This is a genomic window from Streptomyces griseorubiginosus (assembly GCF_001514195.1).
GTDB classification, from domain to species: domain Bacteria; phylum Actinomycetota; class Actinomycetes; order Streptomycetales; family Streptomycetaceae; genus Streptomyces; species Streptomyces griseorubiginosus.
Genome location: NZ_KQ948741.1, coordinates 47,925 through 72,120 on the forward strand (window position 1 = coordinate 47,925; position 24,196 = coordinate 72,120).

Sequence of the window (24,196 nt, forward strand, 5' to 3'; positions counted from 1 at the left end):
TTGCTCTGTGATCTGTGTTCGCGAGGCCTCGCTACGAGGCGTCGGCGGCACCGCGCCGGAGCACCAGCGCCGAGTTCGACCCCATGAGTCCCCGGCTGAGGACCAGCGCCGTGCGCGTCTCGGTGGCCCGCGCGCGGCCGGTGACGAGGTCGAGGTCGTGGCAGACGTCGAAGACGTTCGGGGTGGGGGGCAGCACGCCCTGTTCCATCGCCAGCACCGCCGCCGCGACGTCCAGCACGGCGGCCGCGGCCAGGCCCCGGCCGACACCGGTCTTCGGCGCCGTCACCGGCACCCGCCCGGCGTGCGGACCGAGGGCGTCGGCGAGCGCCAGCACCTCGGCGCGGTCCGCCTCCGGCACCCCGAGGGCGTCCGCGAAGACCACGTCGATCTCCTCGGGCGCGCAGCCGGCCTCCTCCAGGGCGCCCTGGATCGCCCGGGCCAGCCCCTGCCGGGACTCCTCCCAGCGGGAGGCGCCGGTGAAGGTGGCCGCGTGCCCGGCCACCAGGGCCCGCACCGGAGCACCCCGGTCGCGGGCCGACTCCTCGGCCTCCACGACGACCATCGCGCCCCCCTCGGCGGGCACGAAACCGCAGGCCGCGCTGGTGAACGGCCGGTAGGCGCGGTCCGGTTCGGCGACGGTGCTCAGCTCCTCGTACCCGAGCTGGCAGACCATGGAGTAGGGGGCCAGCGGGGCCTCGGTCGCACCGGCCACGATGACGTCGGTGCCGCGCCGCACGCCCCGCGCCGCGTGCGCCAGGGCGTCCAGGCCGCCCGCCTCGTCGGCGGCGATCACCCCGCAGGGGCCCTTGAAGCCGCCCCGGATGGAGATCTGGCCGGTGCTTGCCGCGTAGAACCAGGCGATCGACTGGTACGGCCCGACGAACCGGCTGCCCTTGCCCCACAGCTGCTGGAGCTCGCGCTGTCCGAACTCGCCGCCGCCGGAGCCGGCCGCCGTGACCACGCCCACCGAGAACGGCGCGGCGTCGGTGTCGGCCCGGCCGAGCCCGGCCTCCTCCAGGGCGCGGTCGGCCGCGGCCATCGCGAAGTGGGTGAACCGGTCGGTCTGGACGAGGTAGCGCTCCTCGATCGCCGACGGCGGGTCGAAGTCGCGCACCTGTCCCGCCACCCGCAGCGGCATCCCCTCGCAGCCCTCCCGGGTGATGGGGTCGATGACGCTGACACCTTCCCTGGTGGCCTTCCAGAAGGCGTCGGTGCTGGTTCCGTTGGGCGCGACCACGCCGATTCCGGTGACGGCCGCGCGCCGGGCATGCGAGGCGCTCATAGCGTTTTCTCCCTCGGCAGGGTCATGACCACCGCGGACTGGAAGCCGCCGAACCCGCTGCCCACCGAGAGCACGTTGCGCAGCCGGCGCTCACGGGCGACACGCGGTACGTAGTCCAGGTCGCACTCGGGGTCGGGGGTCTCGTAGTTCGCGGTGGGCGGCACCACCTGGTGGGCCAGGGCCAGCGCGCAGGCGACGACCTCGATCGCCCCGATCGCGCCGAGGGAATGACCCACCATGGACTTGATGGAACTCATGCACGTCTCGTAGGCGTGCGCGCCCAGAGCGCGCTTCACCGCGGCCGTCTCGTGCCGGTCGTTCTGGAGGGTGCCCGAGCCGTGCGCGTTGACGTAGTCGATCGCGGTGCCGTCGAGGCGGGCCTGGCCGAGGGCGTCCTCGATGGCCCGGGCCATCTCCAGGCCCTCGGCGGTCAGACCGGTCATGTGGTAGGCGTTGCCGAAGGTGGCGTAGCCGCCGATCTCGCAGTACACGTGCGCACCGCGGGCCCGCGCGTGTTCCAGTTCCTCCAGGACCAGCACCGCGCCGCCCTCGCCCATGACGAACCCGTTGCGGTCGGCGTCGAAGGGCCGGGAGGCGTGCGCGGGGTCGTCGTTGCTGGGGGAGGTCGCCTTGATGGCGTCGAAGCAGGCCATGGTGATCGGGGAGATCGGCGAGTCCGAGGCGCCGGCGATGCACACGTCCGCCCGGCCCTCCTCGATCGTGTGGAAGGCGTACCCGACGGCGTCGAGCCCCGAGGTGCAGCCGGTGGACACGGTCTGCACCGGCCCGCGCGCCTCGAACCGCTCCGCGACCGCGGAGGCGAGGGTGCTGGGCGCGAACGCCCGGTGCAGATGCGGACCGGCCTCCCGGTGGTCCACGTCCCAGCGCTGCCCGCCATGGCTGACCAGCACGTAGTCGTGCTCCAGCCGGGTGGTCCCGCCGACCGCGGTGCCCAGGGACACCCCGACGCGCCAGGGGTTCTCCGCGGCCAGGTCGAGACCGGAGTCGCGTATCGCCTCCTCACCGGCGACCAGGGCGAACTGGATGTAGCGGTCGGCGCGGGCGATCTGCTCCGCGTCCAGCCCGTGGGCCGCCGGGTCGAAGTCGCACTCGGCGGCGATCTGGGAGCGCAGCCCGGAGGGATCGAAGAAGGTGATGCCTCGCGTCGCCGTACGGCCGCTGGTCAGCAGGTCCCAGAACGCCGGGACCCCGATGCCGCCCGGGGCGACGATGCCTATGCCGGTGACCGCCACGCGCCTGCTCATGAGCTCACCCGTGATCGCTCGGCCGTGGCGGCGACCTCGTGCGCCTCCACCGGGATCGGCACGCCGTCGGCGTCCTCGGTGTCGACGTGTCCGAGCGGCGGGCTCGGGGCCAGCGGGCCGAGGTGGAAGACCATCCGGGCCTCGACCCGGCCCACGTTGCGGAAGCGGTGCCGCATGTGGGCGGGGATCAGGAGCCCCTGCTCGGGCTGGAGCGGGTGCGGCTCCCCGTCGAGATCCACCTCCAGCTGCCCGCAGACGACGTAGATGAACTCCTCCGAGTACGGGTGGTAGTGCTCGGCGATGCGGTCCCCGGGCTGCACGATGGCCACGCCCATGAAGCCGCTGGTGGAGCCGACCGTGGTGGGGGTGAGCATGGCGCGCAGGTCGCCACCGCGCCGGGTGTTGGGCTCGACCTCGCTGAGATCCACGATTCCGGGATGACGATCGATCACGGCGTTCCTCCGAACATGTGCTGTAGCGACGTGCTGCACCTGCGTGTGCCGCACCTGCGTGTGGGCGTGGCCGGTACGGCCCCGGTGAGGGTGGTCAGGCGTCGGGCGAGCGACGGTCGGTGACGAGGTCCATCGAGGACACCGCCCCGCCGTCCAGCAGCGCGGTCAGCTCGGCGTCCTGGCCGGCGTCGGTGGCGAGCTCGCCGCGCGCGTCGACGAGGCGCACCACGATGTCGTCGCGCTGGAAGATCGTGCTGCGCAGCACGGACCCGCGCGGATCGTCCGCGGCCGCCACGTCCCGCCGGGCGAGCAGTTCGGCCAGCCGCATGCCCTGACCCTCGCGGGCCGGGTAGTACAGGGCGTGCCGCACCGCGTCCGGGCTCTCCTGACCTGCCGTCACGTGGTGGACGGCGGGCAGCGCGGCGCGGGTGAAGAAGACCCGGGCGGACTCGGGGTCGTCGAGGTCCCGGTCCTGCTCCAGATACGGGTTGATGGCCTCCTCGACGGCCCGTACCGCGGGCTGCCGGGCGACGTACCGGAGCGCGGCGAGCAGGTCGCCCCGCACCTCGATGGCCCGCACGACCCGGTTGCCGTGCATGAACAGCGAGGTCCGGCACAGCCGGGTGGTGTCGTCGACGCGCGGGTCGGGGGAGGCGTAGTCGGCGAGGATCTTCGCCACCGCCTCCTCGCTGCCCGGCTTGACGGTGAAGGTGAGCGCGTGCCGGATCAGACCGTCGCCGATGCGGGGCGAGGCCTGGAGCCGGCGCTCCTCGGACCCGGTGTCCACGGCGGGGCCGCCGGTCTCGCGGACGATGTGGAAGCGCAGCGACCTGGTGTCCCGGACGCACGAGTGCAGCGGCTCCACCATGTGCACGTGCTCTTCGCTGTTCACCCAGGTCAGGAAGGGTGGGGCGCTCTCCCACTCGCTGGTGATCAGCCACTGGGAGGGGTTCTCGATGGACTGGCACAGCTGGTCGCTGACGTGTCCGGGGACCGAGGCGACCTGGTTGCACAGCTGCTCGTAGGCCTCCAGGAACTGCTGCTGGGCGCCGTCGTAGACGTCGACCAGCAGGACGACCCGGAGTCTCGAACCGTCGAAGACGGACTGGGAGACACACTGCGACGCCTGTTGTGCAAGCGGCTTCGTGACACGTTCGGACGTGGTGGTCATGCGGTGCACAACTCCTTCGTGGGGGACGGACGGACGTCGGCCGCACGGGGGGTGACGTCGGCGTGCCTTGATCCTGTGCCTCGCCTGTGAGGCGCGCGACTCGTATGCACCGAGCGGGTGACCGGCCCGGTGGCCGCCAGGAACCGGCTCAGGTCAGGTGGGCGAAGACCACCAGGTTGTCGGTGTAGTCCTTGACCGCGTGGTCGTAGTTGCCCGCGCAGGTGATGAGCCGGACCTGGGCCTGGGCGGTGTCGCCGTAGACCCGCTGACTGGGGAAGTCGTCCTTGGCGAAGGTCTCCGCGCTGTCGACCACGAAGTTCGCCCGGCTCCCGTCGGCGCGTTCGACGTGGAAGACGTCTCCCTTGCGCAGCTCCCCGAGGTTGGCGAAGACGGCCGCAGATGTGGCCGTGTCGACGTGCCCGGCGATGATCGAGGTGCCCGTCTCGCCGGGGGAGGCGCCGTCGGCGTACCAGCCGACGAGGTTGGTGTCGGCGGCGGGAGGGGGCAGGAGCTGCCCGGTGGGGCCGATCACCAGCTTCGTGAAGGGCGCGTCGACCGAGATCTTCGGGATGAGCAGGCGCACGGGCTCCGAGCGGGGCAGGTGCGGGCCCACCGCCCCCGTGGTCGGCGCGGCGCCGTCCGCCGGGTTGCCCGCCACCGGGGACGACGTGGACCGGGGGGCGGCCTGCACGGGGCCGGACGGATCGCTGTCGTTTCGGCCGCCGAACAGGCTGACGGCCAGGATCAGGATCGCCACGGCGGCCAGCACCAGGCCGGAGTTGGATCCCCGCCCGTTCCGGGCCGGTTCACCGCCGCTCAGACTGTCGAGGGGGCGGCTGCCGGAGCCGTCTGCGGGGGAAGAGGAACGAACTGCCAACGGAATCAACCTCACCGGGGCGCGGCGGCCCATCGGACGGGAGAGGGAGGGGACAGGGCGGCGGATCGGACGGCGGGGCGGGACGGGGCCCGGAGCGGGCCGGCCGGGCCGCCACGCGGCGCGCACGCGTGGCGGCCTCAGCGGCTATCGCATCCGGCATCGGTCAGGCCAGGCTTCCGGCGGTCTTCTTGCGACGCGCCGCGTACAGCCCGGCCCCGGCGACCGCGAGGACGGCCAGCCCGCCCGCCGTCATGCCCGGCGAGGCGAGCGCGCCGCCTCCGGTGTGCATGCCGCCGCTGGGCTTCTCGTGGCTGCCGCTCCAGCCGCCGTCCTCCTCCTGCTTGCCGCTCCAGCCGCCGGACTCCTTGCCGCCCTGCTGGTCCTTGTCCTTGTAGGTCTCCGGGTCGTACTTGGGGTCCTTGGCGGTTCCCCAGTCGTCGGCGTTGACCGCGGTCAGCGCACCGCCACCGGTGTGCATGCCGCCGTGCGGACGGTCGTGGTCGCTGCCCTTGCCGTGCTCCTTGCCTTGCTCCTTGTCCTGCTCCTTGCTGTAGGAGGAGGAGTCCGACTGGTCCCAGTCGCCGCCGGCCGCCGCGTAGGCGCCGGGGGCACCCAGAGCGAGGACGGTGGAGGCGGCCGCGATGGCCAGAATCATGCGAGCAGAGCGCATCTGACGTTCCTTCCGTCGGCGGCCGGGCAGCTGGTGCTTCGTCAGCTGGATTGGCCCGCCCCCGACGTGATCCACCGTCATCCAGCGGACCGCACCTCACCACTCAAGGCGGTCACACGGGTGAACCCGACCGTGCCCGCGGCGGCGGACGGGCCCCATCCGCACATCTGACACAACGTCTGACGCCACGCCCGGCGCGGTGCCTGACGTGGCGTCTGATCGGGACGTGAGGGGAGGTCAGCCCAGGGACAGCAGCTCCCTGAGGACGTCCCGCAGCACGGCCTCGGCGTCCGGGACCGGCCCCGCCGCCCGCCAGGCCACGAACCCGTCGGGCCGGACGAGGACGGCGCCCCCGGACGTCGTACCGTGCGCCTGAGCCCAGTCGGCGCCGCCCTCGGGTGTCAGCTCGGCGCCGGGCCCCTCGCCGATCCGGTACGCGTCCAGCGGGACGGGTGTGTCCGCGGCGACGCGTACGGCGGCCGCGTGCCAGCCGCCCTCGTCGCCGGCGCCGCTGAGCAGCACGAACGACCGCTCGTAGAGGTCCAGCGTGGAGATCGGCTCACCACGGAGGCGTACGGCCAGGTGGGGCGCCCTGCTGCCGGGGGCGCCGGACAGGTCGAGCCGGTCCGGTACGACGGGGGTCGCGGGGTCGGTGCCGACGACCGCGCCCACCGGATAGCGGTAGCCGAGGGCCACGTTCAGGATGCCGCGCTGCGGACCGCCGCCACCGGCGCCGGGCGGCGGGGCGTAACCGGGGTGGCTGTGCTCGGCCGACCGGACGGCGGCGCGGGCGCTGGTCGCCTCCGCGACCGGGCGGCGCTCGGCGTCGTACGAGTCCAGCAGACCCTCACCCGCCCAGCCGCCCAGCACCGCGGCGAGCTTCCAGGCCAGGTTGTGGGCGTCCTGGATACCGGTGTTGGAGCCGAACGCGCCGGTGGGGGACATCTCGTGGGCCGAGTCGCCGGCCAGCAGGACGCGGCCCGCGCGGTAGCTGGTGGCCACCCGCTGGGCGGCGTGCCAGGGGGCCCTTCCGGTGATCTCCACGTCGAGGTCGGGGACACCGACCGCGCGGCGGATGTGGTCGATGCACCGCTCGTCGGTGAACTCCTCCAGCGTCTCGCCGCGTTCGGGGTGCCAGGGGGCGTGGAAGACCCAGTTCTCCCGGTTGTCGACGGGCAGCAGCGCGCCGTCGGCGTCCGGGTCGGTGAGGTAGCAGACGATGAAGCGCCGCTCGCCCACGACGTCGGCCAGCGCGCGGGAGCGGAAGGTGATGCTGACGTTGCTGAACAGCTCACCGGGGCCGCTCTGGCCGATGCCGAGCTGCTCGCGGGCGGGGCTGCGGGGTCCGTCGGCGGCGACGAGGTAGTCCGCGAGGATCCTGGTGTGCTCGCCGGTCTCACGGCTCTTGACCACCGCGGTGACCCCGTCGGGGCCGCTGTCGAACGACATCAGCTCGGTGGCGTAGCGCAGGTCGCCGCCGAGCTCCCTCGCGTGCTCCAGCAGCACCGGCTCCAGGTCGTTCTGGCTGCACAGGCACCAGGAGCTGGGGCTGAAGCGGGCCAGTCCGCCGCCCTCGTCGATCTGCTTGAACAGCCACTCGCCCGCGTCGCCGACGAGGGTGGGGGTCTGGAGGATCCCGTGGTTGTCGGCGAGCGTGGCGGCCGCCTGACGGATCATCGGCTCGACGCCCGCCGTGCGGAACAGCTCCATCGTGCGGACGTTGTTGCCCCGGCCGCGGGGGTGGATGGAGGTGCCCCTGTGGCGCTCCACCAGGGTGTGCCGCACCCCCAGCCGGCCCAGGAACACCGAGGTCGACAGGCCGACCAGGGAACCGCCGACGATGAGGACGGGGACCCGGTGGACGGCGGGGCCGACGTGCTCCGCCCGTTCGGCTCGTTCGGTTCGTTCGACCTGTTCTTCGTGTTCGACTCGTTCGGCTCTGTGGTTCATCGCTCGCCTCCAGCGCGTCGTGTCCACCGACTCGTCCGGATACGGCCGGCAGCCTCATCCATGCCCCACGGCACGGAGGCGGGCCCAAGCTTCACCCGCTTAACGCGTTCGCTTCGCCGAGTCGGCGGGCATACGGGGGGCTCCGGCGGCTGTGGGCGGTGGTCGGTGGGCGGTGGCCGTGTACGGCGGCCGGTGGGCGGTGGCTGTTGGTGGTGGCTGTGGGCGGTGGCTGTGGGCGGTGGCTGCTCCCGGTGCCCGCACCCCGGGCACCCTTGGGCACCCTTCGCCCGGGGTGTTCGACACGGCGGTTAGGGTGAGCCCGTGGAGCTCCTGCACCTGCGTTACTTCGTCGCCGTCGCCCAAGAACTCAACTTCTCGACCGCGGCCCGCAGACTGCACATGGCGGCCTCCCCGCTGAGCCGGCGCATCAAGGACCTGGAGCAGGAACTCGGGCACCGGCTCTTCGACCGGGACACCCACCATGTGAAGCTCACCCGGGCCGGCAGCGCGCTGCTGCCGATCGCGCGCGGGGTCCTGGAACAGGTCGACTCCATCGGCTGGCGCCTGGACGAGGCGGTCCGCCCCCGGCGCGCCACCCTGCTGCTCGGCGTCCCCACCGGCATCCACCCGGACGTGCGGGAGCGGATGGACGCCCTGGCGGAACGGGCCGGCGACCGGTTCGAGATCAAGCGCTGGCCGGGCGGCACCGAGCGTCTGGTCGACGCGGTGTGCGACGGCAGGCTGGCGCTCACCCTGGCCCGCCTCCCGGTCGCGGGCGACCCGGCGCTGGAGCAGCTGCCGGTGATGTCGGAGCGCCTGGGCGCGGTCGTACCGGGGGACCTGTTCGCGGGCCGGGAGTCGATCGCCCTGGCGGAACTGTCCGAACTCGCCTACGCGGGCTCCCCGTCCGCGGTGACCAACGCCTACTTCCGCGGACTCGACCGGCAGCTGCACGAACTGGGCATTCGCAAGCGCGTCGAGCTGGGCGGCGCGACCTTCGAGGGGGTCGCGGAGATAGTGGCCGGCGGACTCGCCTTCTCCATCTCCATGCTGGACGAGAGAAGCCCCATCCGGAACCACCTCCTCGGCAACGTCGCGCTCCTGCCCTTCTCCGACTTCCATCCCCGCCTGGAGACCGGCCTCCTGTGGCGCAGGGACCGGGCCCGGGGCGGCGACCTGGAGGAGGTCGTCGCCCATCGCCCGCGAGGTCTTCGCGGAGCCGCTGGCGGCGTGAGGCGACCCGTGCCGCGCCCGGAGCCACGGGTTCGCACGGTAGCGATGGCAATGCCTCTTTGCCCATCCTTTAGTCTGGGCGGGCGTTGCTCGTAGCCGAAGACAGGGGGCCGCCGCATGGCGGATGAATTCAAGGTCGACCTGAGTCAACTGGACTCGTTCGGCCGGGTGTTGAAGCAGTCCATAACGGATCTGGAGGAGGCGCGCAGCGCGCTCTCCGCTGTCGGCGCCGACCAGATCGGGACTCCGCGGCTGGACGAGGCGTGCGAGACCTTCCAGAACCGGTGGAAGTACGGAACCGGTCAGCTGAAGGACATGATCAAGGCCGTGGACGAGGGCGTGGAGAAGACCGCGCTGAGCTACCGCCGGTTCGAGGACAACCTCTCGCAGGCCCTCAAGAAGATGGAAGAGACGAACGCCGCGAACACCGGGGGCAAGTGACCGTGGCCGACAACCCGTACCCGAGCCTCGGCTGGAACCCGGTCCCCGGCATCCCCGAGCAGGTCACCGCGCTCCACCGCAAGGTGAAGTCCGCCGCGGACACCCTCAACAACTGCCACCGTCAGATCGAGTACCTGCTCGGCGCGAGCTCCGGCTGGCAGGGCGACGCGGCGAGCGCCTTCCGGGACACGCTGGACGGCGACCTCAAGACCGCCATGAGGAACGCCGGTCAGTCCCTCGACAAGGCGGCCGCGGCGCTCAGCACCTGGCAGGGCGACCTGACCTCGCACCGCGACCTGGCCAAGAAGTACGACGACGCCGCCCGCGACAACAAGGCCGACGCCGACAAGGCGCAGACCCGCTACGACCAGGCCAAGGGCAACCCGGACCTGAAACTCGCCGGCAAGGAGTACCCCAGCCAGGCGGAGGCCGACGCGGCGACGGCCCGCCTGCGCACCGCCGAACGCGAACTGGACGAGGCCACCACCCACCTCAACAACGCCAACGCCGCCTACAACGACGTCATCACCAAGGCGAAGGAGCTGGAGGGCACCCACACCGACGCCGCCGAGGCCGTCGCCCGCAGCCTCGACGAGGCCGACGACAAGCTGGCCCCCAAGGAACCGGGCTGGTTCGACAAGGCCCTCAGCGCGATCGGCGAGGGCCTCAAGGCGGTCGGCGAGTTCCTGGTGGAGCACGCGGGGACGATCGGGGCGATCGCGGGGTTGCTGGCGCTGCTGCCTACGCCGTTGGCGCCGGTCTTTCTCGGCATCGCGGTCGCGGCGAGCGCCGTGTCCATGGCCAAGAACCTGTCCAGTGAGGACTTCCGGGACTCGCTGATGGGCGAGTACGGCCTCAAGGAAGGCGTGTTCGCCTGGGCCTCCGTGGCGGGAGACACCCTCGGCATGGTGCCCGGCGTCGGTGCCCTCGCCAGGGCCGGCAGCGAGGCGGGTCTCGCGGTGGCGGTCGCCCGTGAGGGCGGCGAGGCCCTGTCGCTGGGCTCGCGGCTGGGTGCGTTCGGCAAGGAGATCGTGCCCGCCTTCAGCTACAAGGCTCTCGACGTGGCGACGTCACCCCAGACCGGAGCGCTCCAGTACGCCATCAACGGCGTCAACGTGGCGGCGAACATGGCGTCGTCCATGGAAAGCCTGGGTGTGTTCCCGAAGAACGGCCTCGGGCACGACGCCTCCGAGTTCACGAAGGGCGCGGCCGCCTCCACCGGCCTGAAGGGCGGAACGGCCGAGCTCATCAAGGACTTCGGCGAACTGATGAGCGGGGTCCGCCTGTGAACGCGTTGCTCGACCAGAGGGAGAAGCCGAAGCCGGAGTTCTGGTACGGGCTTCCCTACGGGTATGCCCAGGTGGACCTCCAGCCGTCGCCCGAGGGCATCCAGGAGGTGGCCCGGCAGCTCAGCGCACTTCCCGACGACCTTCGCGACCGGGCGGACCAGGTGTTCCGGCTGTACGCCGTCGTCCTGACGATGCTGCGGAGCCAGGACGTCATGGGGTGCGCGCTCGGCATGCACCCGGACGAACAGGGCGGGGCCTCGCTGTCCGTCCTGACGGTCTCGACCGTCGCGGCCTCGGGGGCGAATCCCGCCGCCGTGCTGCTCCAGATGCTGGGCACGGGCCCGGACAACGGCATCGTGCCCGTGGAACTGCCCGTGGGCACCGGATACCTGCTGGAGACGGAACGCACCACGCTCGCGCCGACCGCTCCGCCCGAGGGACAGGACGAGCCCGCGCAGGGGACCGTCTGGCAGGGCACGGTGGCCATCCCGGTCGCCCGTACCTCGTCGATCGTCACCGTGCAGCTGGTCACCCCTGCGGTGGAGCTGGCCGACGACTACCGCGGCGTGCTGCTCGGCGTCGCCCGGACGGTGACGTTCGACGACCCGGCCGCGCAAGGCAGCGTGGACAACGGCTCCGACTCGGCCTCGGGTTCGGGTACAGGGGCAGACGAAAGGAGCCCGTTCGGATGACAGTGCCGGAAGAGTGGAAACACGGCCTGGAGTCGGACACCCCGCCCGCGCCGTACGCGACGGACGGGACGGACTTCCAGGGCGCGGTGCGCTACCACTACCGCAACGCGCTGAAGAAGTTCCTCAAGTACTTCCCTGTGTTCCTGCTGCTGTGGGTCCAGATCTTCTTCACCAAGATCGGATATCTGCTTCCGGTGGCCATCGTGGGAATGTTCGGCATGATCTTCACGCTGGTCCTTCTCTACGGCCGCCTCACTTCGATCCGCAAGTGCTCGAAGATCTTCCAGACGTACCCCCTGGAATTCCGCACCCCGGTCGAGAAGATCGGCATGGAGTCGACCCACACGCTGTACTTCCGTCTGGGAGACCAGAAGGGCACCCCCTTCACCCTGCGTGCGAAGGACGCCCTGGGGCGCGGTCGGTGGCCCGTCGGCATCGTCGACGGCGTCTGGTTCGCGGGGGACGAACCCTTCGGCGGCGCGATGATCGTGCCGGGCGGCGGCGAACTCCTCCTGCTCCAGCCCAGGGACTGGAGGGAGAGGGAAGAGGACCGCAACACGGCCGGACCGGAACGCATCGAGAAGGCGAAAAGGGCAGGCATCAAGGGCCCGTTCCGCCTCTGACCCACCCGGCGGCCTGGCCTCGCTCAGTTCTGGTCGCCGGGCCCGGCCAGCTGGGCGGCGGCCAGGGCCATGTGGCTCCGCAGCACTTCCAGCGCGCCGGCCTCGTCGCCGCGTTCGACGGCGTCGACGATCGGTTCGTGGCGCGCGGCGGACATGGGCAGTCGGCGTCGTTCGTCGCCGACGCTCATCACGGTCACCCGGATCGGGCCTTCCAGGTGTCGCCATGTCCTGACCAGCATGGAGTTGCCGGACAGCTCGCACAGCAGGAGGTGGAAGGCCAGGTCGGCCTCCACCTGGGCGGCGAAGTCGCCCGCGGCCCGGTCGAGCCGGATCAGTGCCTGCCGGAGTTCCTCGACCGCCTGCTCCCGTCCGGCGGAGGCGATCACTCCGGCGACGGCCAGACCCTCCAGCGCGGCCCGGACCTCGTACAGCTCGCGCACCTCGGTCGGCGAGAGCCGGTGCACCTGGAGCATGCCCCGTGCGGCGGGGACCAGCAGACCCTCCTGCTGAAGGTGCCGCAGCGCCTCACGGACCGTGCCCCGGCTGATGCCGAGCCGACCGGCCAGCTCGACCTCGCCCAGATGATCACCGGGCCGGTACTGCCCTGCCAGGATCGCGGTCCGCAGTGCGTGCAGGGCCCGTTCCCGCAGGGTGCTGCGATCCAGGCTGGACAGGGTTTCCGGGGCCATGGGGGTCACCGTTCCTCGTCGGTGCGGACAGGGTAGCTGACGACGGTCGGCTGATGACTGTTGACACTCGGCCGGCCCCCAGGGCCTCCGCCCGTCCCGGCTAGGCCGGTCTTGCCGTCCCGCCGTCCCGGCTCGGCCGGTCTTGCCGCCTTGCCCTCCCGGCTCGGCCGGTCTCGCCGTCCCCGCTCAGGCGGCTCAGTCGGCCTCGCGGGAGTCCTCGTCCCCGATGCCCAACCGCTCGACCGCCGAGGTCATGTGCGTGTGCAGGATCTCCTGGGCCGCCGCCGCGTCCCCGCGCGCGATCGCGTCGGCGATGGGCGCATGGGAGGGCGCGGACATCGCCGCGTCGCGGCGGTCGCCTGCGGCGCTCATGATGACCACCCGCATGGGACCCTCGAGTTGGCGCCAGGTCCTGAGGAGGACCGAGTTCCCGGACAGCTCGCACAGCAGCTGGTGGAAACCGAGATCCGCCTCGACCGTCGCCGCCAGGTCCGCGCCGGAGGTGAAGGCGTCCCGGAGCCTGTCCAGCGCCGCGCGCAGGGCCTCGGCCGCTTCCTGCCTGCGGGAGGACGCGATGATCTGCGCCACCGCGAGCCCCTCCAGCGCCTCGCGGACCTCGAAGAGTTCCCGCACCTCCGTCGGCGTCAGCCGGGACACCCGCAGCATGCCGCGGGCTCCCGCGGTGACGAGCCCCTCCTGCTGGAGATGGCGCAGCGCCTCCCGTACCGTGCCGCGGCTCACCGACAGGTGCTCGGCGATCTCCACTTCCCCGAGGTGGTCGCCGGGGCCGTACTGGCCGGTGGTGATGGCCGTCCGCAGGGCCACGAGCGCCTGCTCCCGAAGGGTCTTGGAGCGGGTGAGACCGGAAAGCGCCTGACCGGGCACGGTCGAACCCTCCTTCGACGGCATGAGCGGTCATCTTAGCCAATCGGCGATTTGCGAAGACCTGTGTCGTACGGGTTGACACGCTCTCTCCGCCCCCGCAGCATCAACTCTCGACTGTTAACAGTCAACAGTCGAGAGTTCAGCCCGGGTCCGCTGACCCGTCCACGATCAAGGAGGATCGGCATGGCTGAGTCCAAGGCGCCGCACCAGGCGGCACAGGGATCGCCCGAGCGGCTGAGGGTCGCCGTGGGGTGCGGAGTCGGCGCCACCATCGAGACGTACGACTTCATCGGCTTCGGGACCGCCGCGGCCCTGTACTTCGGCGACGTCTTCTTCCCCGACTCCGACCCCCTGTCGGCCACCCTCCTGTCCTTCGCGACCCTCGGCATCGGCTTCGCCGCACGGCCCCTGGGCGGCATCGTCGCCGGCCACCTCGGGGACCGCATCGGACGCAAGCCCGTCCTGGTCGGTTCGCTGCTGCTGATGGGCGTGGCGACCGTGCTCATCGGCTGCCTGCCCACCTACCAGATGGTCGGGGTCTGGGCGCCGATCCTGCTGGTGGCCGTCCGCGTGATCCAGGGACTCGCCTTCGGCGCCGAGTGGGGCGGCGCCATCCTGATGACCTTCGAGCACGCCCCGTGGAAACGGCGCGGCCTGTACACGGGCATCACCCAGGCCGGCTTCCCGGTCGGACTGCTGCTCGCCAACCTCGCCTTCCTCCTCAGTCGGCACACCCTGGACGACAACTGGGCCTGGCGCGTGCCCTTCCTGCTCAGTGCGGTCCTGATCGCCGTGGGCATCCTCATCCGGCTCAAGATCGACGAGTCGCCCCAGTTCGAGGAGCTCAAGGAGTCCGGCGAGGTCGTCAGGAACCCCCTGGTGTCGGTGCTCCGGGACGACTGGCGCAACGTCCTGCGGGCCTTCTGCCTGCGCATCACGGAGACCGCGGGGTACGCCGTCTCGGTCACCTTCGTCCTGTCCTACCTGAGCGACGACGACGCCCCCCACGCCTCCAGTACGACCACCCTGACCGCCCTCGTCACGGCCGCCGCCCTCGGTATCGCCGCCACCACGCTGTGGGCCCGGCTGTCGGACCGGGTCGGCCGCCGACCGGTCTACCTCTTCGGCTGCGCCGTGAGCGTCGTCTGGGGCGTCCCGCTCTTCCTGCTCGTCAACACGGAGACGGCGGCGCTCATCACGGTCGCCTTCGTGATCAGCTACGCCGTCTGCCAGAACTCCCTCGCCGGCGTCCAAGGCGCCTGGTTCTGCGAGCTGTTCGCCACCAGGACCCGCACGGCGGGCACGTCCCTGGCCTACCAGCTGTCCGCGGTCGTCTCCGGGTTCACCCCCATGATCGCCACCGCCCTCTACTCCGGTACCGGATGGATCGGACCCGCGCTGCTCTTCAGCGGCTACGGCGTACTCGGCCTCGTGGCGACGCTGGTGACGCGCGAGACCTGGGGCCCCGACGAGCGCAGCGAAGCCGACCGGGCCCTGAGGGCGACGGCGGAGCCGGCACTGCCGGCCGCCCACTGACCACCGGCCACACAACCCAGGTCACCCCACCCCAAGAGACGAGGATCCACGTGATGTCCACTCAGGCGTTCGCCACCGCGGCGCCGTCCACCGACCGCCTCACCGCCCTGGAGGACTCCGCCTACCGCATCCGCATGCACGCCCTGGACATGGGGGAGACCCAGGGGCAGGGGTACATCGGGCAGGCCCTCGGCGTGGCCGACCTGCTGGCCGTCGTCTACAAGGACGTCCTCAACCACCGTCCCGACGACCCGGAGTGGCCGGGGCGCGACAGGTTCCTGCTGTCGATCGGCCACTACGCCATCGCCCTGTACGCGGCGCTCGCCGAGGCCGGCGTGCTCGACGTCGCCGAACTCGCCACCTACGGCAGCGACGACTCACGTCTTCCCATGTCGGGCATGGCCTCGTACACCCCCGGCATGGAGATCTCCGGCGGCTCCCTGGGACACGGCCTGGGCGTGGCCGCCGGCATGGCGCTCGGCCTGCGCCACCAGGGCAGCGGCGCCCGCGTGTACAACCTGCTCTCGGACGGCGAACTGGACGAGGGCTCCACCTGGGAGGCGGCGCTCGCCTGCGCCCACCACGGCCTGGACAACGTCACCGCCCTCGTCGACGTCAACGCCCTCCAGGCGGACGGCCCGACGAAGGGCGTGCTGCGCACCGAGCCGGTCACCGCCAAGTGGGAGGCGTTCGGCTGGCACGCGATCCGCGTGGACGGCAACGACATCGGTGCCCTCGTCGCCGCCTTCGACAGCCTGCGCGGCCATCGTGGCTCGCCCGCCGTCCTCATCTGCGACACCCGCATCGGGTGCGGTGTGCCGATGCTGGAGACGCGGGAGAAAGCGCACTTCATGCGGGTCGAGGAGCACGAATGGCAGCTCGCCCGAAAGCAGTTGACGGACCGTCACAACCGTGGGTCCGCCGGTTCCGCATCCGTCGGCTCCCAGGGAAAGTGACCCGATTCCGATGAACACCTCCACCCCGACCCAGGCCCCGCAGCGCAGGCTCACCACCTCCGCGATGATCGCCTCGATCGCCGAGGAGGGGCAGCGCACCACCAAGGCCCCCTTCGGACACGCGCTGGCGAGGCTCGCCGACGAACGCCCCGACGTCGTCGGACTCTCCGCGGACCTCGCCAAGTACACCGACATGCACGTCTTCCGCGAGGCCCACCCCGACCGCTTCTTCCAGATGGGCATGGCCGAGCAGGCGATGCTGGGCGCGGCCGCCGGCCTCGCCGAGGTGGGCCTGACCCCGTTCGCCTCGACCTACTCGGTCTTCGCCACCCGCCGCGCCTACGACTTCCTGTGCCTGGACATCGCCGAACCGGGGCTGAACGTCAACGTCGTCGGCGCGCTGCCCGGCCTGACCACCGGCTACGGGCCCAGCCACCAGGCGACCGAGGACCTCGCCATCCTGCGTGCCATGCCCGGTCTGACGATCGTGGACCCCGCGGACTCCGTGGACATCGAACAGGCCGTACCGGCCCTGGCCGCACACCCCGGCCCCACCTACCTGAGGCTGCTGCGCGGAGCCGTGCCCACCGTTCTGGACGAGTACGACTACCGCTTCGAACTCGGCAAGGCGGCCGAGCTGCGCGGCGGGCGGGACGTCCTGTTCGTCTCCACCGGCCTGATGACGGTCCGCGCCCTGACCGCGGCGCGGGAACTGGAGGCCGACCACGTGGACGTCGCCGTCCTCCACGTACCGACGATCAAGCCGTTCGACCGCGAGACGGTCCTGCGGGAGACCGCCAAGGGCCGCCTCGTCGTGACCCTGGAGAACCACAGTGTCGTCGGAGGCCTCGCCGAGTCCGTCGCGTCCTGCCTCGCCTTCGCCCGGCAGACGGCACACCTCGTGCCGATCGGCCTGCCGGACGAGTTCCTCGCCGCGGGCGCGCTGCCCACCCTCCACGACCGCTACGGCCTCTCGGTCGAGGCGATCAAACGACGGGTGAAGCGCGAACTCTGACCGCCCCGGCCTCCACCTCCCTCCGCCCCCCAACCCCCTCCACCTTCCCCCGTTCGACTCCGCAGGAGAACTGCATGTCCACCGAGCACACCCCCCGCACCGCCGTCGTCACCGGCGCCGGGTCCCGCCGTGGCATCGGGCGTGCCACCGCACACGCCCTGGCCGCCGCCGGGTACCACATCGCCGTCCTCGACCTGGACAAGGAGGCCGCCGAGGACACGGCCCGGGACGTCGCCGTACGGCACGGCGTGCAGGCGCTGGGACTCGCCGCGGACGTCACCGACGCCGAGGCGGTCGACGCCGCGATCACGGCCGCCGAAGCGGCACTTCCGCCGATCGGCGCCCTGGTGAACAACGCGGGCATCACGTCCCCGACCCGCTTCCTCGACGTCACGCACGAGGAGTGGGACCGGATCCTCGAGGTCAACGTGCGGGGCAGTTTCCTGGTCACCCACCGGGTGGCGCCGGGGATGGCCGAGCGTGGCTTCGGCCGGGTCGTCTTCCTGTCGTCCGTCTCCGCCGAGCGCGGGGGCGGGGTGTTCGGGGGAGTGGCCTACTCGGCCGCGAAGGCCGCCCTGCTGGGCTTCGCCCGGGCCCTGGCCCGTGAACTGGGCCCGTCCGGAGTGACGGCCAACTCCGTCGCCCCGGGCCTGATCGACACCGACATCACACAGGGCAAGCTGGACGAGCAGCGCAAGGCGGCCATGGTCGCGGACGTTCCGGTGCGCCGCATCGGCGGTGTCGAGGACGTGGCCGACGTCATCGCCTTCCTGGCCCGCCCCGAGTCCGGCTACCTGACCGGCGTGACCTACGACGTGAACGGCGGCTCCCACATCCACTGATCCGACCCCGACACCCGGCTCGCGCAGCCGCCGGGAGCGACGGCCTGGGCGGCGACAGCAGCACCGCCGTCATCGGGTACGGGCCTGCAACGGGCCGGCGGCACCTCGCGCTCGTGGACCCCGCCACCGCGAAGGTCACCGCCGAGTGTCGCCGTCCCCGCCGCCCCCCACGGGCGTCGCGCTGAGCCCCGACCGGGTTCGTCCGTTGGGCGGGTTGCGTGCGGGTGCGGGTGCGGGTTCGGGTTCGGCTGAACCCTGGCTCACGGTGAGCGAAGGTCCGCAGAAGCGGTACGGCGTCGCCGCCCGAGCATCCTCAGGAGCAGCCAGATCAGACCGACCTGGAGGATGCCCGCGATCGCCTGCACGGACGGTGCGTAGGCGTCCGGGCCGGAGGCGTGGTCGGCGAGGCCGGGGAGCACCGCGGCGAGAAGGAACACGACCACGGCCAGTCAGGCGACGGCGAGCATCACGCCCGATCGGCGGGTTGGAAGATCCACAGTGCTCTTTACCGGGTGATGAGGGGTGATCAGCCGGAAGCGGGAAGGGAGGCGTCGGACGCGTCCTGCTCGGCCCGTCGGCGGTACTCGGCGTTGATGCGCTGCGCTTCCTCGAGCTGGTCCTCAAGGATGACGATGCGGCACGCGGCCTCGATCGGGGTGCCCCTGTCGACGAGCTCGCGGGCGCGCGCGGCGATCCGCAGCTGGTAGCGGGAGTACCGGCGGTGCCCGCCCTCCGAACGGAGCGGAGTGATCAGACGAGCCTCCCCGAGCGCCCGGAGGAAAGCCGGAGTGGCGCCGAGCATCTCGGCGGCCCGGCCCATGGTGTACGCCGGGTAGTCGTCGTCGTCCAGACGATCGCTGAGGGGGTTGTCTGCCGTCATGTCACCTCGCTGTGCAACGCGTCGAGGGGCCCTGATGCCGTACGGCACCAGGGCCCCGAAGGAAATTCAACACCATCTGTCGGCTCTCGTGCTCTGCCGACCTTCTGTTTCCGCTACCAGCCCTGTCGAAGGGGGGTGCGGGGATCGCGGCTGCGTGACCGGGGACCACCTTCCAATCCGGGGTCTTGCGGTACCCGGCCGAGTGCGTCCCGGGCCGGGCGATCCTGATGGCGTCTGTGTCCTCCGTCCTTCCTCTGAACCTGAACTGATCTGCTCTGCGGACTTTCCTGTACTGCTACCCGCCAGTTCGTGTCTGCCGGGTCTCTCTGGACTCTGTAGACAAGAAAAGGCTAACTCTGGCAGAGCCCAATGTCTACTCTGGCAAAGGTAGATTTCACCCAGTCGTGGGAACAGACACCTGTGACCTGCAACGGTCGTTTCAGGTGCCCGCCCACAGGGCTCCCCGCCCACGGGCTCCCCGCCCACAGGGTCCCCCTCGCGCAGGTCCGTCGAGAAAACAGGGTCGGGGCGGCAACCTTCTCGTCCTCCGCGGCAACTGAAAGCCGGAAGGCTGGATCGAACTACCGGGACGGGCATGAGGGCAACGAAGCACGCCGCGCCGCAACCGTGGCGCAGGCGCGGACTGGTCACGGGCATTCCCCTGGCGCCGCAGGTCGTCGGCGCGCCGACGGGTCGTCCCCCCGGGAGCGGAAGCGGCGCAAGGGCCACCGGCATCCACGGTGAGCGGCCGACCGTCGACGGCACGGCCGTGCCGTCGGACGCCGTACAGCCGGAGCAGCCGACCCTCGTCCGGTGCGCCCGGCGTTGACCAGTCCGCCGGTGGGCCTGCACCGCCACCACACACCCATGCACGACCGCCGTTCGCATCCCGGGCCGGGCGCTGCCAGGCTGCGCCCGCCGTCCTCGCCGAACGCGCAACCACCTCGCACGTCATGGCAAGGAGAGGGCGACCGGGGGATGCTCCTCGATGACGCGTCCGTGGAGTTCCACGAATTCTTCGAGCGCCACTATGCCGAGCTCGCCCGTCTGGCACACCTCCTGACCGGCGAGACCGACGCGGCGGACGACCTCGCGGCGGATGCCCTGGTCGCCCTGTGGCAGCACTGGGACCGGTTGCGGCAGGCCGACCACCCGCTCGCCTACGCCCGCGGAGTGGTGGCCAACCTGGCACGGGGACGGATCCGCAGCGCGGTCCGCGAACGACGCCGGCTCACGCTGTTCTGGTCCCGCAGCCCCGAGAAGGTGGAGGGGCCGGACACGGCGGCCGTCCTGGACGTCCGCGCGGCGCTCGCCCGGCTGCCGTACCGCAAGCGCGCCTGTGTGGTGCTGCGGCACGCCCTCGACCTGTCGGAGAAGGACACGGCGGCAGCGCTCGGCATATCGGTCGGAACGGTGAAGAGCCAGACCTCCAAGGGAATGGCGGAGCTGGAAAAGCTCCTGGGCGCACGCGCGGCCGGGAACCTGGTGCCAGGGAGGAGGAACCGGTGAACGAGGACATCGACCGTCGGCTGCGCGAGGCCGCCGAGGCCCACCGGCCCGACCGCGCACGGATGCTGGCCCGGGTGGAACGCGGCATGGCCGGCCCCGCCGTCCGGCACCGCGCGCGACCGTTCGCGAGGTCCGGGACGAGGATCGCCCTGGCCGGGCTCGCCGCCGGAGGCATCCTGACGACCGGCGGCCTCGCCGTCGCCGCCATCGTCGCGACCCCGTCGCCGTCGCCCACCGTGACCACGCCGGCCGCCACCCCGTCCCCGGCGGTCAGCTCCCCGCACCCGGAATCGGCCCGCCCCACCCCGGTCGCGCCGCCCCCGGCCACCAGTCCGGGCAGCGCGCACCCGAGTCCGTCGGCCACCAGCCCCTCGCCGACCGCCGACGGGAGCCAGGACGGGCCGCTGCGGTCGGCCGGCTCGCTCGACTCGCGGAGCAACTCCTACTGGACGCAGAGCGACCTCACCCTCACGACGACGCAGCCGCTCACCTCGCTCACGGTCGAGATCCGGATCGTGCAGACCGGCGGGACGAAGAGCACCGGCACCTGGCAGACCCTGCCGGGTGAAGACTTCACCGTCACCGTCCAGGAGGCCGGGGGCGCGCTGGTCTACCGCTGGGTCCTCAAGCCGGGCCTGACCGTGCCGGCCGGGAGCCACGAGTTCGCCGCACAGTTCAACAACGGCTCCGGCGTCGGCGTACGCAGTGCCGCGGGCGACGGCTACCGCGTCGACGCACAGGGTCCGGGCGGCTCGGCGTCGGTCCGGGGAGGGTTCGTTCCGAACCGGTGAACGGGGCGGCGTCGGGAATTCGTCCCGACGCCGTGAACGCGGGCTCCGTCCCGACCTGTTGAACGCCGAATGCGCCCCCGTCTCCTGGACGGGGGCGCATCTCGTCGGCTGTGCCTACTTGAGCGGCGTACCGCCCGAGTTGTGATAGGCGATCGTCTTCTTGATCAGGTTTCCGCCGTCGGTCTCGACCGAGGTCTGTTCCTGCTGCCCCGGCCCGAAGAACAGGCCGGCGATGTGGGCGTCCGCCACCTGGTCCATGTGGGCGAAGAACCAGTCCACCTTGTCGTCCTTGTAGTGGTTGAGGGTGTTGTTCTGCGCCATGTTGCCCACGGGGATCTGCCACAGGACCACCGGCTTGCCCACGGACTCGGCCATCGTCTTCCAGAACTTCAGCGAGGCGGCGGCCTTCTGGTCGTTCCAGAAGGTGTCACGGCCGCCGTGGGCCGGCTGCGCGTACCAGCCGGCGTCGCGGTCCGACACGTCGGTGGCCAGGAAGTCGGCGTTCTTCGCGCCGAAGCTCTCGTAGGACTTGACGCAGGCCTGCGTGTTGGTCTCCCAGTCGAAGCAGGAGAGGTGCATCCCCGCCTCGACGTTCGGCGCGTACTTGTGCGCCATCGAGATCAGGCACTGGGCGAGCCCGGTGGCACTGTTCTCCTGCGACCCGCAGTCCGTCGGATTCGCGCTCTTCACCTGTGCGGGAACCTGGTGCGGATCGCCGAGCGAGCGGACGTAGCCCCAGAAGTCGGGCTCGAGGTCGATCGCGGCCTGCGTCTTGCCGATCTTCTGGAGGAAGAAGCGGTAGTCGTTCAGGTAGCGGGTGAGCAGGTCGGTCCGGTTGATGGCCTTGACCTCACCCGGACCGTCGCCCTCGCCCGCCGCTTCGCCGAGGTCGCGCAATGAGTACCAGGTCCACAGCATCTTCTGCGGACGCGAGCTGCCCTTGTACGTCGCCTGGGACACCACGTCGTCCCGCCAGGTCACGTAGGTGCCAGGTGCCGTGGTGGGGCCGTTCCAGCAGCCCCACCAGCCCGACCAGTCGGCGTGGCATTTCGCCGCCGTGTAGTAGTCCGAGGAGGGCGCGGGCTGGCTGTGCACATAGGCGTAGCGCCCGTCGAACGGCGCGGCGTCCGCCGAGTCGTCGGACATCGAGGCGCCGATGAGCACCTTGTCACTGCCCAGGAACCGCTTCGCCGAGCTGCCCCCTCCGCTCGCGGGCGACGAGGACGAGGGCGAAGCCGCGGCCGCCGGTCGCGTGCCGCTCGGAGTCGGGCTCGCGGGAGCGCTGCTGCTCGGCGTGGCGGCCGTACCGCCGCCGCTGACGTTCCCGACCTCGACGAGCTTCCACTGCTGATCGGCGCTGCTCCGGTCGCGGCTCTGTACGACGTTGCCCCCGTTGGCCTTGACGGCGTTGCGGACACCGACGGCCATCCCGCTGAAGCGATTGACCAACCGCACATAGCCGTTCGACGACTTGGCCGGCTTGAACTGCTGGTTGCTGCCGTTCTGGTCCTTCCACTGCACGACGGCGGAGCCGGCCGTCTTCGACCAGCCGAGGTCGTCCAGCACCTTGCCGGAGGTCCGGTTCTGCAGCCGGTAGTAGCCGTCACCCGAGTCGATGAACCGCCACTGCTGGTTGGCCCCGCCGTGCCGCGCCCACTGCACCACCGCCGCGCCGTCGTTCTTGGCGGAACCGCGGTCGTCCAGCACCTTGCCGCTGTTGCGGTTGACCAGCACGTACCACTTCTTCAGATCCAGGGTCTTCTGGTCCGCCGAGGCCTGGCTGACCACGACGGCCGAGCCGGCCACGACCACCATGGCGAGACCCGCCCACAGACCCCGACGCGCGAGCAACCGACGCTCGCGGTGCCTCGGGCGACCACCGCGCGCGCCGTCACCGGCACGGTGTCCGCCACCGCGGGACGCCCCCGGTGACGTAGGTGAACCGGGGACATGTCTGTGCTCTCGTTCCAGGGACACGCCTGTGCTCTCTTTCAACCGTCGCAACAGCCCGGACCACATGGCCGGACAGCACTGAGTGGTCCGGGAGCCCGAAAAGGTTGCCGAGAAGATCCACAGATTTTTTTCGCCCACCACGCATCGCCACCACGGACGGCACACGCGACCCCTGCAACCCTGCGAGGCGACATGGCAAGGTGCTCCGGATACATCAATCTGGTACATGGACTACGCTTGGTACATGTCCATGAAGCGCACGAACGTCTACGCGGACCCCGAGGACCTCGCGATCATCAAGGAAGCCGCCAAGCGCCGAGGCATAAGCGAGGCCGAGATCATCCGCCAGGGCATCCACCTGGCAGCCATGGCGAACCGGGTCTGGGACGAGCCGCTGTTCTCGCGCACCTTCGAGGGGCCGGGGCGCACGCTCCCCAAGGCGGAGGTCCGCGACACGGTCACCGAGGCCGTCCGGCGTGAGACCGGCCCGGACTCCGGATCCGCCGCGTGATCGTTGTCATCGCCGACACGTCCGGCCTGCTGGCAGCGCTGGACTCGGCTCACCCGGAACACCGGGCTGCGAACGAGGCCATCATGGCGGCGGGCCTGCTGGTCATGTCCCCGCTCCTGCTGGCCGAGCTGGATCACGTGGCCACGCGTGAGCTCGGCAGGGAGGCCGCCCTCAGTGCGGTCGACGACCTGCGGCGCTGGACGAGCCGCGGTCGTGTCGTCCTGCCGGAGATCACGGAGAGCCACCTGGGCGCAGCCCAGTCCGTGCGTGTCCGCTACCGCGCGCTGGACCTCGACCTCACCGACGCGGTGAACGTGGCGCTTGCCGCCGACTACGACACCGACGCGATTCTCACCCTCGACCGACGGGACTTCCGGGCCGTACGCCCGCTGGGCCGTCACAAGGCGTTCCGGGTACTCCCCGACGACCTCCCGCTCTGAAGCAGGACCCTCCGCGGTCAAACGCCCGCTCCTGCAGGGGACTTGCCCAGCGCCCACAACGAAGCGTGCGCAATGGCTCACCGACAAGAAAGGCCCAGGTCGCTGACCTGGGCCTTCATCATGGAGCGGGTGACGAGAATCGAACTCGCACTCTCAGCTTGGGAAGCTCGGAGTCTTTGGGGGCGGTTGTCCCGCTGACCTGCGGTAGACCCTGAACGGGTGCGCAGGCGGTCGCCGACTTGTT

General features: G+C 71.3%; 25 protein-coding genes. 13 read left to right on the forward strand and 12 right to left on the reverse strand.

Translation table 11 applies throughout. From position 1 onward, the window contains the following. Positions 1–31: 31 nt before the first annotated feature. From AQJ54_RS30330 to AQJ54_RS30360, 7 genes are all read right to left on the reverse strand, one after another. Positions 32–1,282, reverse strand: coding sequence for a ketosynthase chain-length factor (locus AQJ54_RS30330; RefSeq protein WP_062242513.1), 1,251 nt, complete (start codon positions 1,280–1,282; stop codon positions 32–34). Further along, a complete protein-coding gene (locus tag AQJ54_RS30335) occupies positions 1,279–2,547 on the reverse strand; it encodes a beta-ketoacyl-[acyl-carrier-protein] synthase family protein (protein WP_062242515.1) in 1,269 nt (422 codons plus the stop codon). The genes AQJ54_RS30330 and AQJ54_RS30335 overlap by 4 nt, the downstream gene beginning before the upstream one ends. Then, on the reverse strand, positions 2,544–2,999 hold the full coding sequence (locus AQJ54_RS30340; RefSeq protein WP_062242516.1) for a cupin domain-containing protein: 456 nt from the start codon (positions 2,997–2,999) through the stop codon (positions 2,544–2,546). Before AQJ54_RS30340 ends, AQJ54_RS30335 begins: the two co-directional genes overlap by 4 nt. Positions 3,000–3,093: 94 nt before the next feature. Continuing rightward, positions 3,094–4,170 (reverse strand): SchA/CurD-like domain-containing protein, encoded by a 1,077-nt coding sequence (locus AQJ54_RS30345; RefSeq protein ID WP_062242518.1) that lies wholly within the window; start codon positions 4,168–4,170, stop codon positions 3,094–3,096. Between the two features lie 148 nt (positions 4,171–4,318). Next, positions 4,319–4,939, reverse strand: coding sequence for a class F sortase (locus AQJ54_RS30350; protein WP_062242520.1), 621 nt, complete (start codon positions 4,937–4,939; stop codon positions 4,319–4,321). 271 nt (positions 4,940–5,210) lie between these two features. Continuing rightward, the gene (locus AQJ54_RS30355; protein ID WP_062242522.1) at positions 5,211–5,717 is read right to left on the reverse strand and encodes a hypothetical protein; all 507 of its coding nucleotides are present in this window, start codon (positions 5,715–5,717) and stop codon (positions 5,211–5,213) included. A gap of 237 nt (positions 5,718–5,954) precedes the next feature. Beyond that, positions 5,955–7,667, reverse strand: coding sequence for an FAD-dependent oxidoreductase (locus AQJ54_RS30360; protein WP_062242524.1), 1,713 nt, complete (start codon positions 7,665–7,667; stop codon positions 5,955–5,957). Positions 7,668–7,988: 321 nt separating this feature from the next. On the opposite strand from AQJ54_RS30360, the gene AQJ54_RS30365 reads away from it, so the two are divergent. From AQJ54_RS30365 to AQJ54_RS30385, 5 genes are read left to right on the forward strand one after another with little or no spacing between them, the layout of a single operon-like run. Next, entirely contained in the window at positions 7,989–8,996 is a 1,008-nt protein-coding gene (locus AQJ54_RS30365; protein ID WP_248845463.1) for a LysR family transcriptional regulator, read from the forward strand. 21 nt (positions 8,997–9,017) lie between these two features. Next, the gene (locus AQJ54_RS30370; RefSeq protein ID WP_062025904.1) at positions 9,018–9,341 is read left to right on the forward strand and encodes a DUF6317 family protein; all 324 of its coding nucleotides are present in this window, start codon (positions 9,018–9,020) and stop codon (positions 9,339–9,341) included. Continuing rightward, entirely contained in the window at positions 9,338–10,630 is a 1,293-nt protein-coding gene (locus tag AQJ54_RS30375; RefSeq protein ID WP_246091119.1) for a WXG100 family type VII secretion target, read from the forward strand. The genes AQJ54_RS30370 and AQJ54_RS30375 overlap by 4 nt, the downstream gene beginning before the upstream one ends. Further along, positions 10,627–11,322, forward strand: a complete 696-nt coding sequence (locus tag AQJ54_RS30380; protein WP_062242526.1) for a hypothetical protein — start codon at positions 10,627–10,629, stop codon at positions 11,320–11,322. Before AQJ54_RS30375 ends, AQJ54_RS30380 begins: the two co-directional genes overlap by 4 nt. Continuing rightward, the gene (locus tag AQJ54_RS30385; RefSeq protein ID WP_062242528.1) at positions 11,319–11,945 is read left to right on the forward strand and encodes a hypothetical protein; all 627 of its coding nucleotides are present in this window, start codon (positions 11,319–11,321) and stop codon (positions 11,943–11,945) included. The genes AQJ54_RS30380 and AQJ54_RS30385 overlap by 4 nt, the downstream gene beginning before the upstream one ends. A gap of 23 nt (positions 11,946–11,968) precedes the next feature. Here AQJ54_RS30385 and AQJ54_RS30390 read toward each other — a convergent pair whose 3' ends face one another. Next, a complete protein-coding gene (locus AQJ54_RS30390) occupies positions 11,969–12,634 on the reverse strand; it encodes a GntR family transcriptional regulator (RefSeq protein ID WP_063806469.1) in 666 nt (221 codons plus the stop codon). A gap of 195 nt (positions 12,635–12,829) precedes the next feature. Then, positions 12,830–13,543 carry a GntR family transcriptional regulator gene (locus AQJ54_RS30395; RefSeq protein WP_062242530.1) on the reverse strand — a complete coding sequence of 238 codons (714 nt, stop codon included), beginning with the start codon at positions 13,541–13,543 and terminating at the stop codon, positions 12,830–12,832. 159 nt (positions 13,544–13,702) lie between these two features. On the opposite strand from AQJ54_RS30395, the gene AQJ54_RS30400 reads away from it, so the two are divergent. From AQJ54_RS30400 to AQJ54_RS30415, 4 genes are all read left to right on the forward strand, one after another. Continuing rightward, positions 13,703–15,055, forward strand: a complete 1,353-nt coding sequence (locus AQJ54_RS30400) for an MFS transporter (RefSeq protein WP_062242532.1) — start codon at positions 13,703–13,705, stop codon at positions 15,053–15,055. Positions 15,056–15,108: 53 nt separating this feature from the next. Continuing rightward, on the forward strand, positions 15,109–16,011 hold the full coding sequence (locus AQJ54_RS30405; RefSeq protein WP_062242534.1) for a transketolase: 903 nt from the start codon (positions 15,109–15,111) through the stop codon (positions 16,009–16,011). Positions 16,012–16,021: 10 nt separating this feature from the next. Then, a complete protein-coding gene (locus AQJ54_RS30410) occupies positions 16,022–17,026 on the forward strand; it encodes a transketolase family protein (protein ID WP_062025910.1) in 1,005 nt (334 codons plus the stop codon). Positions 17,027–17,100: 74 nt separating this feature from the next. Next, positions 17,101–17,868: an SDR family NAD(P)-dependent oxidoreductase gene (locus tag AQJ54_RS30415; protein ID WP_062025911.1), complete on the forward strand. Its 768-nt coding sequence runs from the start codon at positions 17,101–17,103 to the stop codon at positions 17,866–17,868. A 260-nt stretch (positions 17,869–18,128) separates the two neighbouring features. On the opposite strand, the gene AQJ54_RS30420 is transcribed toward AQJ54_RS30415, so the two are convergent. Both AQJ54_RS30420 and AQJ54_RS30425 read right to left on the reverse strand, forming a co-directional pair. After that, entirely contained in the window at positions 18,129–18,311 is a 183-nt protein-coding gene (locus tag AQJ54_RS30420; RefSeq protein WP_062242536.1) for a hypothetical protein, read from the reverse strand. 83 nt (positions 18,312–18,394) lie between these two features. Continuing rightward, a complete protein-coding gene (locus AQJ54_RS30425; protein WP_062025913.1) occupies positions 18,395–18,748 on the reverse strand; it encodes a MerR family transcriptional regulator in 354 nt (117 codons plus the stop codon). Between the two features lie 978 nt (positions 18,749–19,726). On the opposite strand from AQJ54_RS30425, the gene AQJ54_RS30430 reads away from it, so the two are divergent. Then, entirely contained in the window at positions 19,727–20,257 is a 531-nt protein-coding gene (locus AQJ54_RS30430) for a SigE family RNA polymerase sigma factor (RefSeq protein ID WP_030319852.1), read from the forward strand. Further along, positions 20,254–21,048, forward strand: coding sequence for a hypothetical protein (locus AQJ54_RS30435; protein ID WP_062242538.1), 795 nt, complete (start codon positions 20,254–20,256; stop codon positions 21,046–21,048). The genes AQJ54_RS30430 and AQJ54_RS30435 overlap by 4 nt, the downstream gene beginning before the upstream one ends. A 114-nt stretch (positions 21,049–21,162) precedes the next feature. Here the strand turns inward: AQJ54_RS30435 and AQJ54_RS30440 are convergent, their stop codons facing one another. Continuing rightward, complete coding sequence (locus AQJ54_RS30440) at positions 21,163–22,863, reverse strand: RICIN domain-containing protein (protein ID WP_062242540.1); 1,701 nt, start codon at positions 22,861–22,863, stop codon at positions 21,163–21,165. Positions 22,864–23,245: 382 nt separating this feature from the next. On the opposite strand from AQJ54_RS30440, the gene AQJ54_RS30445 reads away from it, so the two are divergent. Together AQJ54_RS30445 and AQJ54_RS30450 are read left to right on the forward strand one after the other, a co-directional pair. Next, a complete protein-coding gene (locus AQJ54_RS30445; protein ID WP_062243028.1) occupies positions 23,246–23,512 on the forward strand; it encodes a ribbon-helix-helix domain-containing protein in 267 nt (88 codons plus the stop codon). Continuing rightward, positions 23,509–23,952: a PIN domain-containing protein gene (locus AQJ54_RS30450; protein WP_062242542.1), complete on the forward strand. Its 444-nt coding sequence runs from the start codon at positions 23,509–23,511 to the stop codon at positions 23,950–23,952. The genes AQJ54_RS30445 and AQJ54_RS30450 overlap by 4 nt, the downstream gene beginning before the upstream one ends. Positions 23,953–24,196 lie beyond the last annotated feature (244 nt).

Bases quoted from the DNA above. Each gene is read 5' to 3' on its own strand.
- AQJ54_RS30330 (WP_062242513.1), bottom strand. From the start codon at position 1,282: ATGAGCGCCTCGCATGCCCGGCGCGCGGCCGTCACCGGAATCGGCGTG.
- AQJ54_RS30335 (WP_062242515.1), bottom strand. From the start codon at position 2,547: ATGAGCAGGCGCGTGGCGGTCACCGGCATAGGCATCGTCGCCCCGGGC.
- AQJ54_RS30345 (WP_062242518.1), bottom strand. From the start codon at position 4,170: ATGACCACCACGTCCGAACGTGTCACGAAGCCGCTTGCACAACAGGCG.
- AQJ54_RS30355 (WP_062242522.1), bottom strand. From the start codon at position 5,717: ATGCGCTCTGCTCGCATGATTCTGGCCATCGCGGCCGCCTCCACCGTC.
- AQJ54_RS30360 (WP_062242524.1), bottom strand. From the start codon at position 7,667: ATGAACCACAGAGCCGAACGAGTCGAACACGAAGAACAGGTCGAACGA.
- AQJ54_RS30370 (WP_062025904.1), top strand. From the start codon at position 9,018: ATGGCGGATGAATTCAAGGTCGACCTGAGTCAACTGGACTCGTTCGGC.
- AQJ54_RS30385 (WP_062242528.1), top strand. From the start codon at position 11,319: ATGACAGTGCCGGAAGAGTGGAAACACGGCCTGGAGTCGGACACCCCG.
- AQJ54_RS30390 (WP_063806469.1), bottom strand. From the start codon at position 12,634: ATGGCCCCGGAAACCCTGTCCAGCCTGGATCGCAGCACCCTGCGGGAA.
- AQJ54_RS30395 (WP_062242530.1), bottom strand. From the start codon at position 13,543: ATGCCGTCGAAGGAGGGTTCGACCGTGCCCGGTCAGGCGCTTTCCGGT.
- AQJ54_RS30400 (WP_062242532.1), top strand. From the start codon at position 13,703: ATGGCTGAGTCCAAGGCGCCGCACCAGGCGGCACAGGGATCGCCCGAG.
- AQJ54_RS30405 (WP_062242534.1), top strand. From the start codon at position 15,109: ATGTCCACTCAGGCGTTCGCCACCGCGGCGCCGTCCACCGACCGCCTC.
- AQJ54_RS30410 (WP_062025910.1), top strand. From the start codon at position 16,022: ATGAACACCTCCACCCCGACCCAGGCCCCGCAGCGCAGGCTCACCACC.
- AQJ54_RS30415 (WP_062025911.1), top strand. From the start codon at position 17,101: ATGTCCACCGAGCACACCCCCCGCACCGCCGTCGTCACCGGCGCCGGG.
- AQJ54_RS30425 (WP_062025913.1), bottom strand. From the start codon at position 18,748: ATGACGGCAGACAACCCCCTCAGCGATCGTCTGGACGACGACGACTAC.
- AQJ54_RS30430 (WP_030319852.1), top strand. From the start codon at position 19,727: ATGCTCCTCGATGACGCGTCCGTGGAGTTCCACGAATTCTTCGAGCGC.
- AQJ54_RS30440 (WP_062242540.1), bottom strand. From the start codon at position 22,863: ATGGTGGTCGTGGCCGGCTCGGCCGTCGTGGTCAGCCAGGCCTCGGCG.
- AQJ54_RS30445 (WP_062243028.1), top strand. From the start codon at position 23,246: ATGTCCATGAAGCGCACGAACGTCTACGCGGACCCCGAGGACCTCGCG.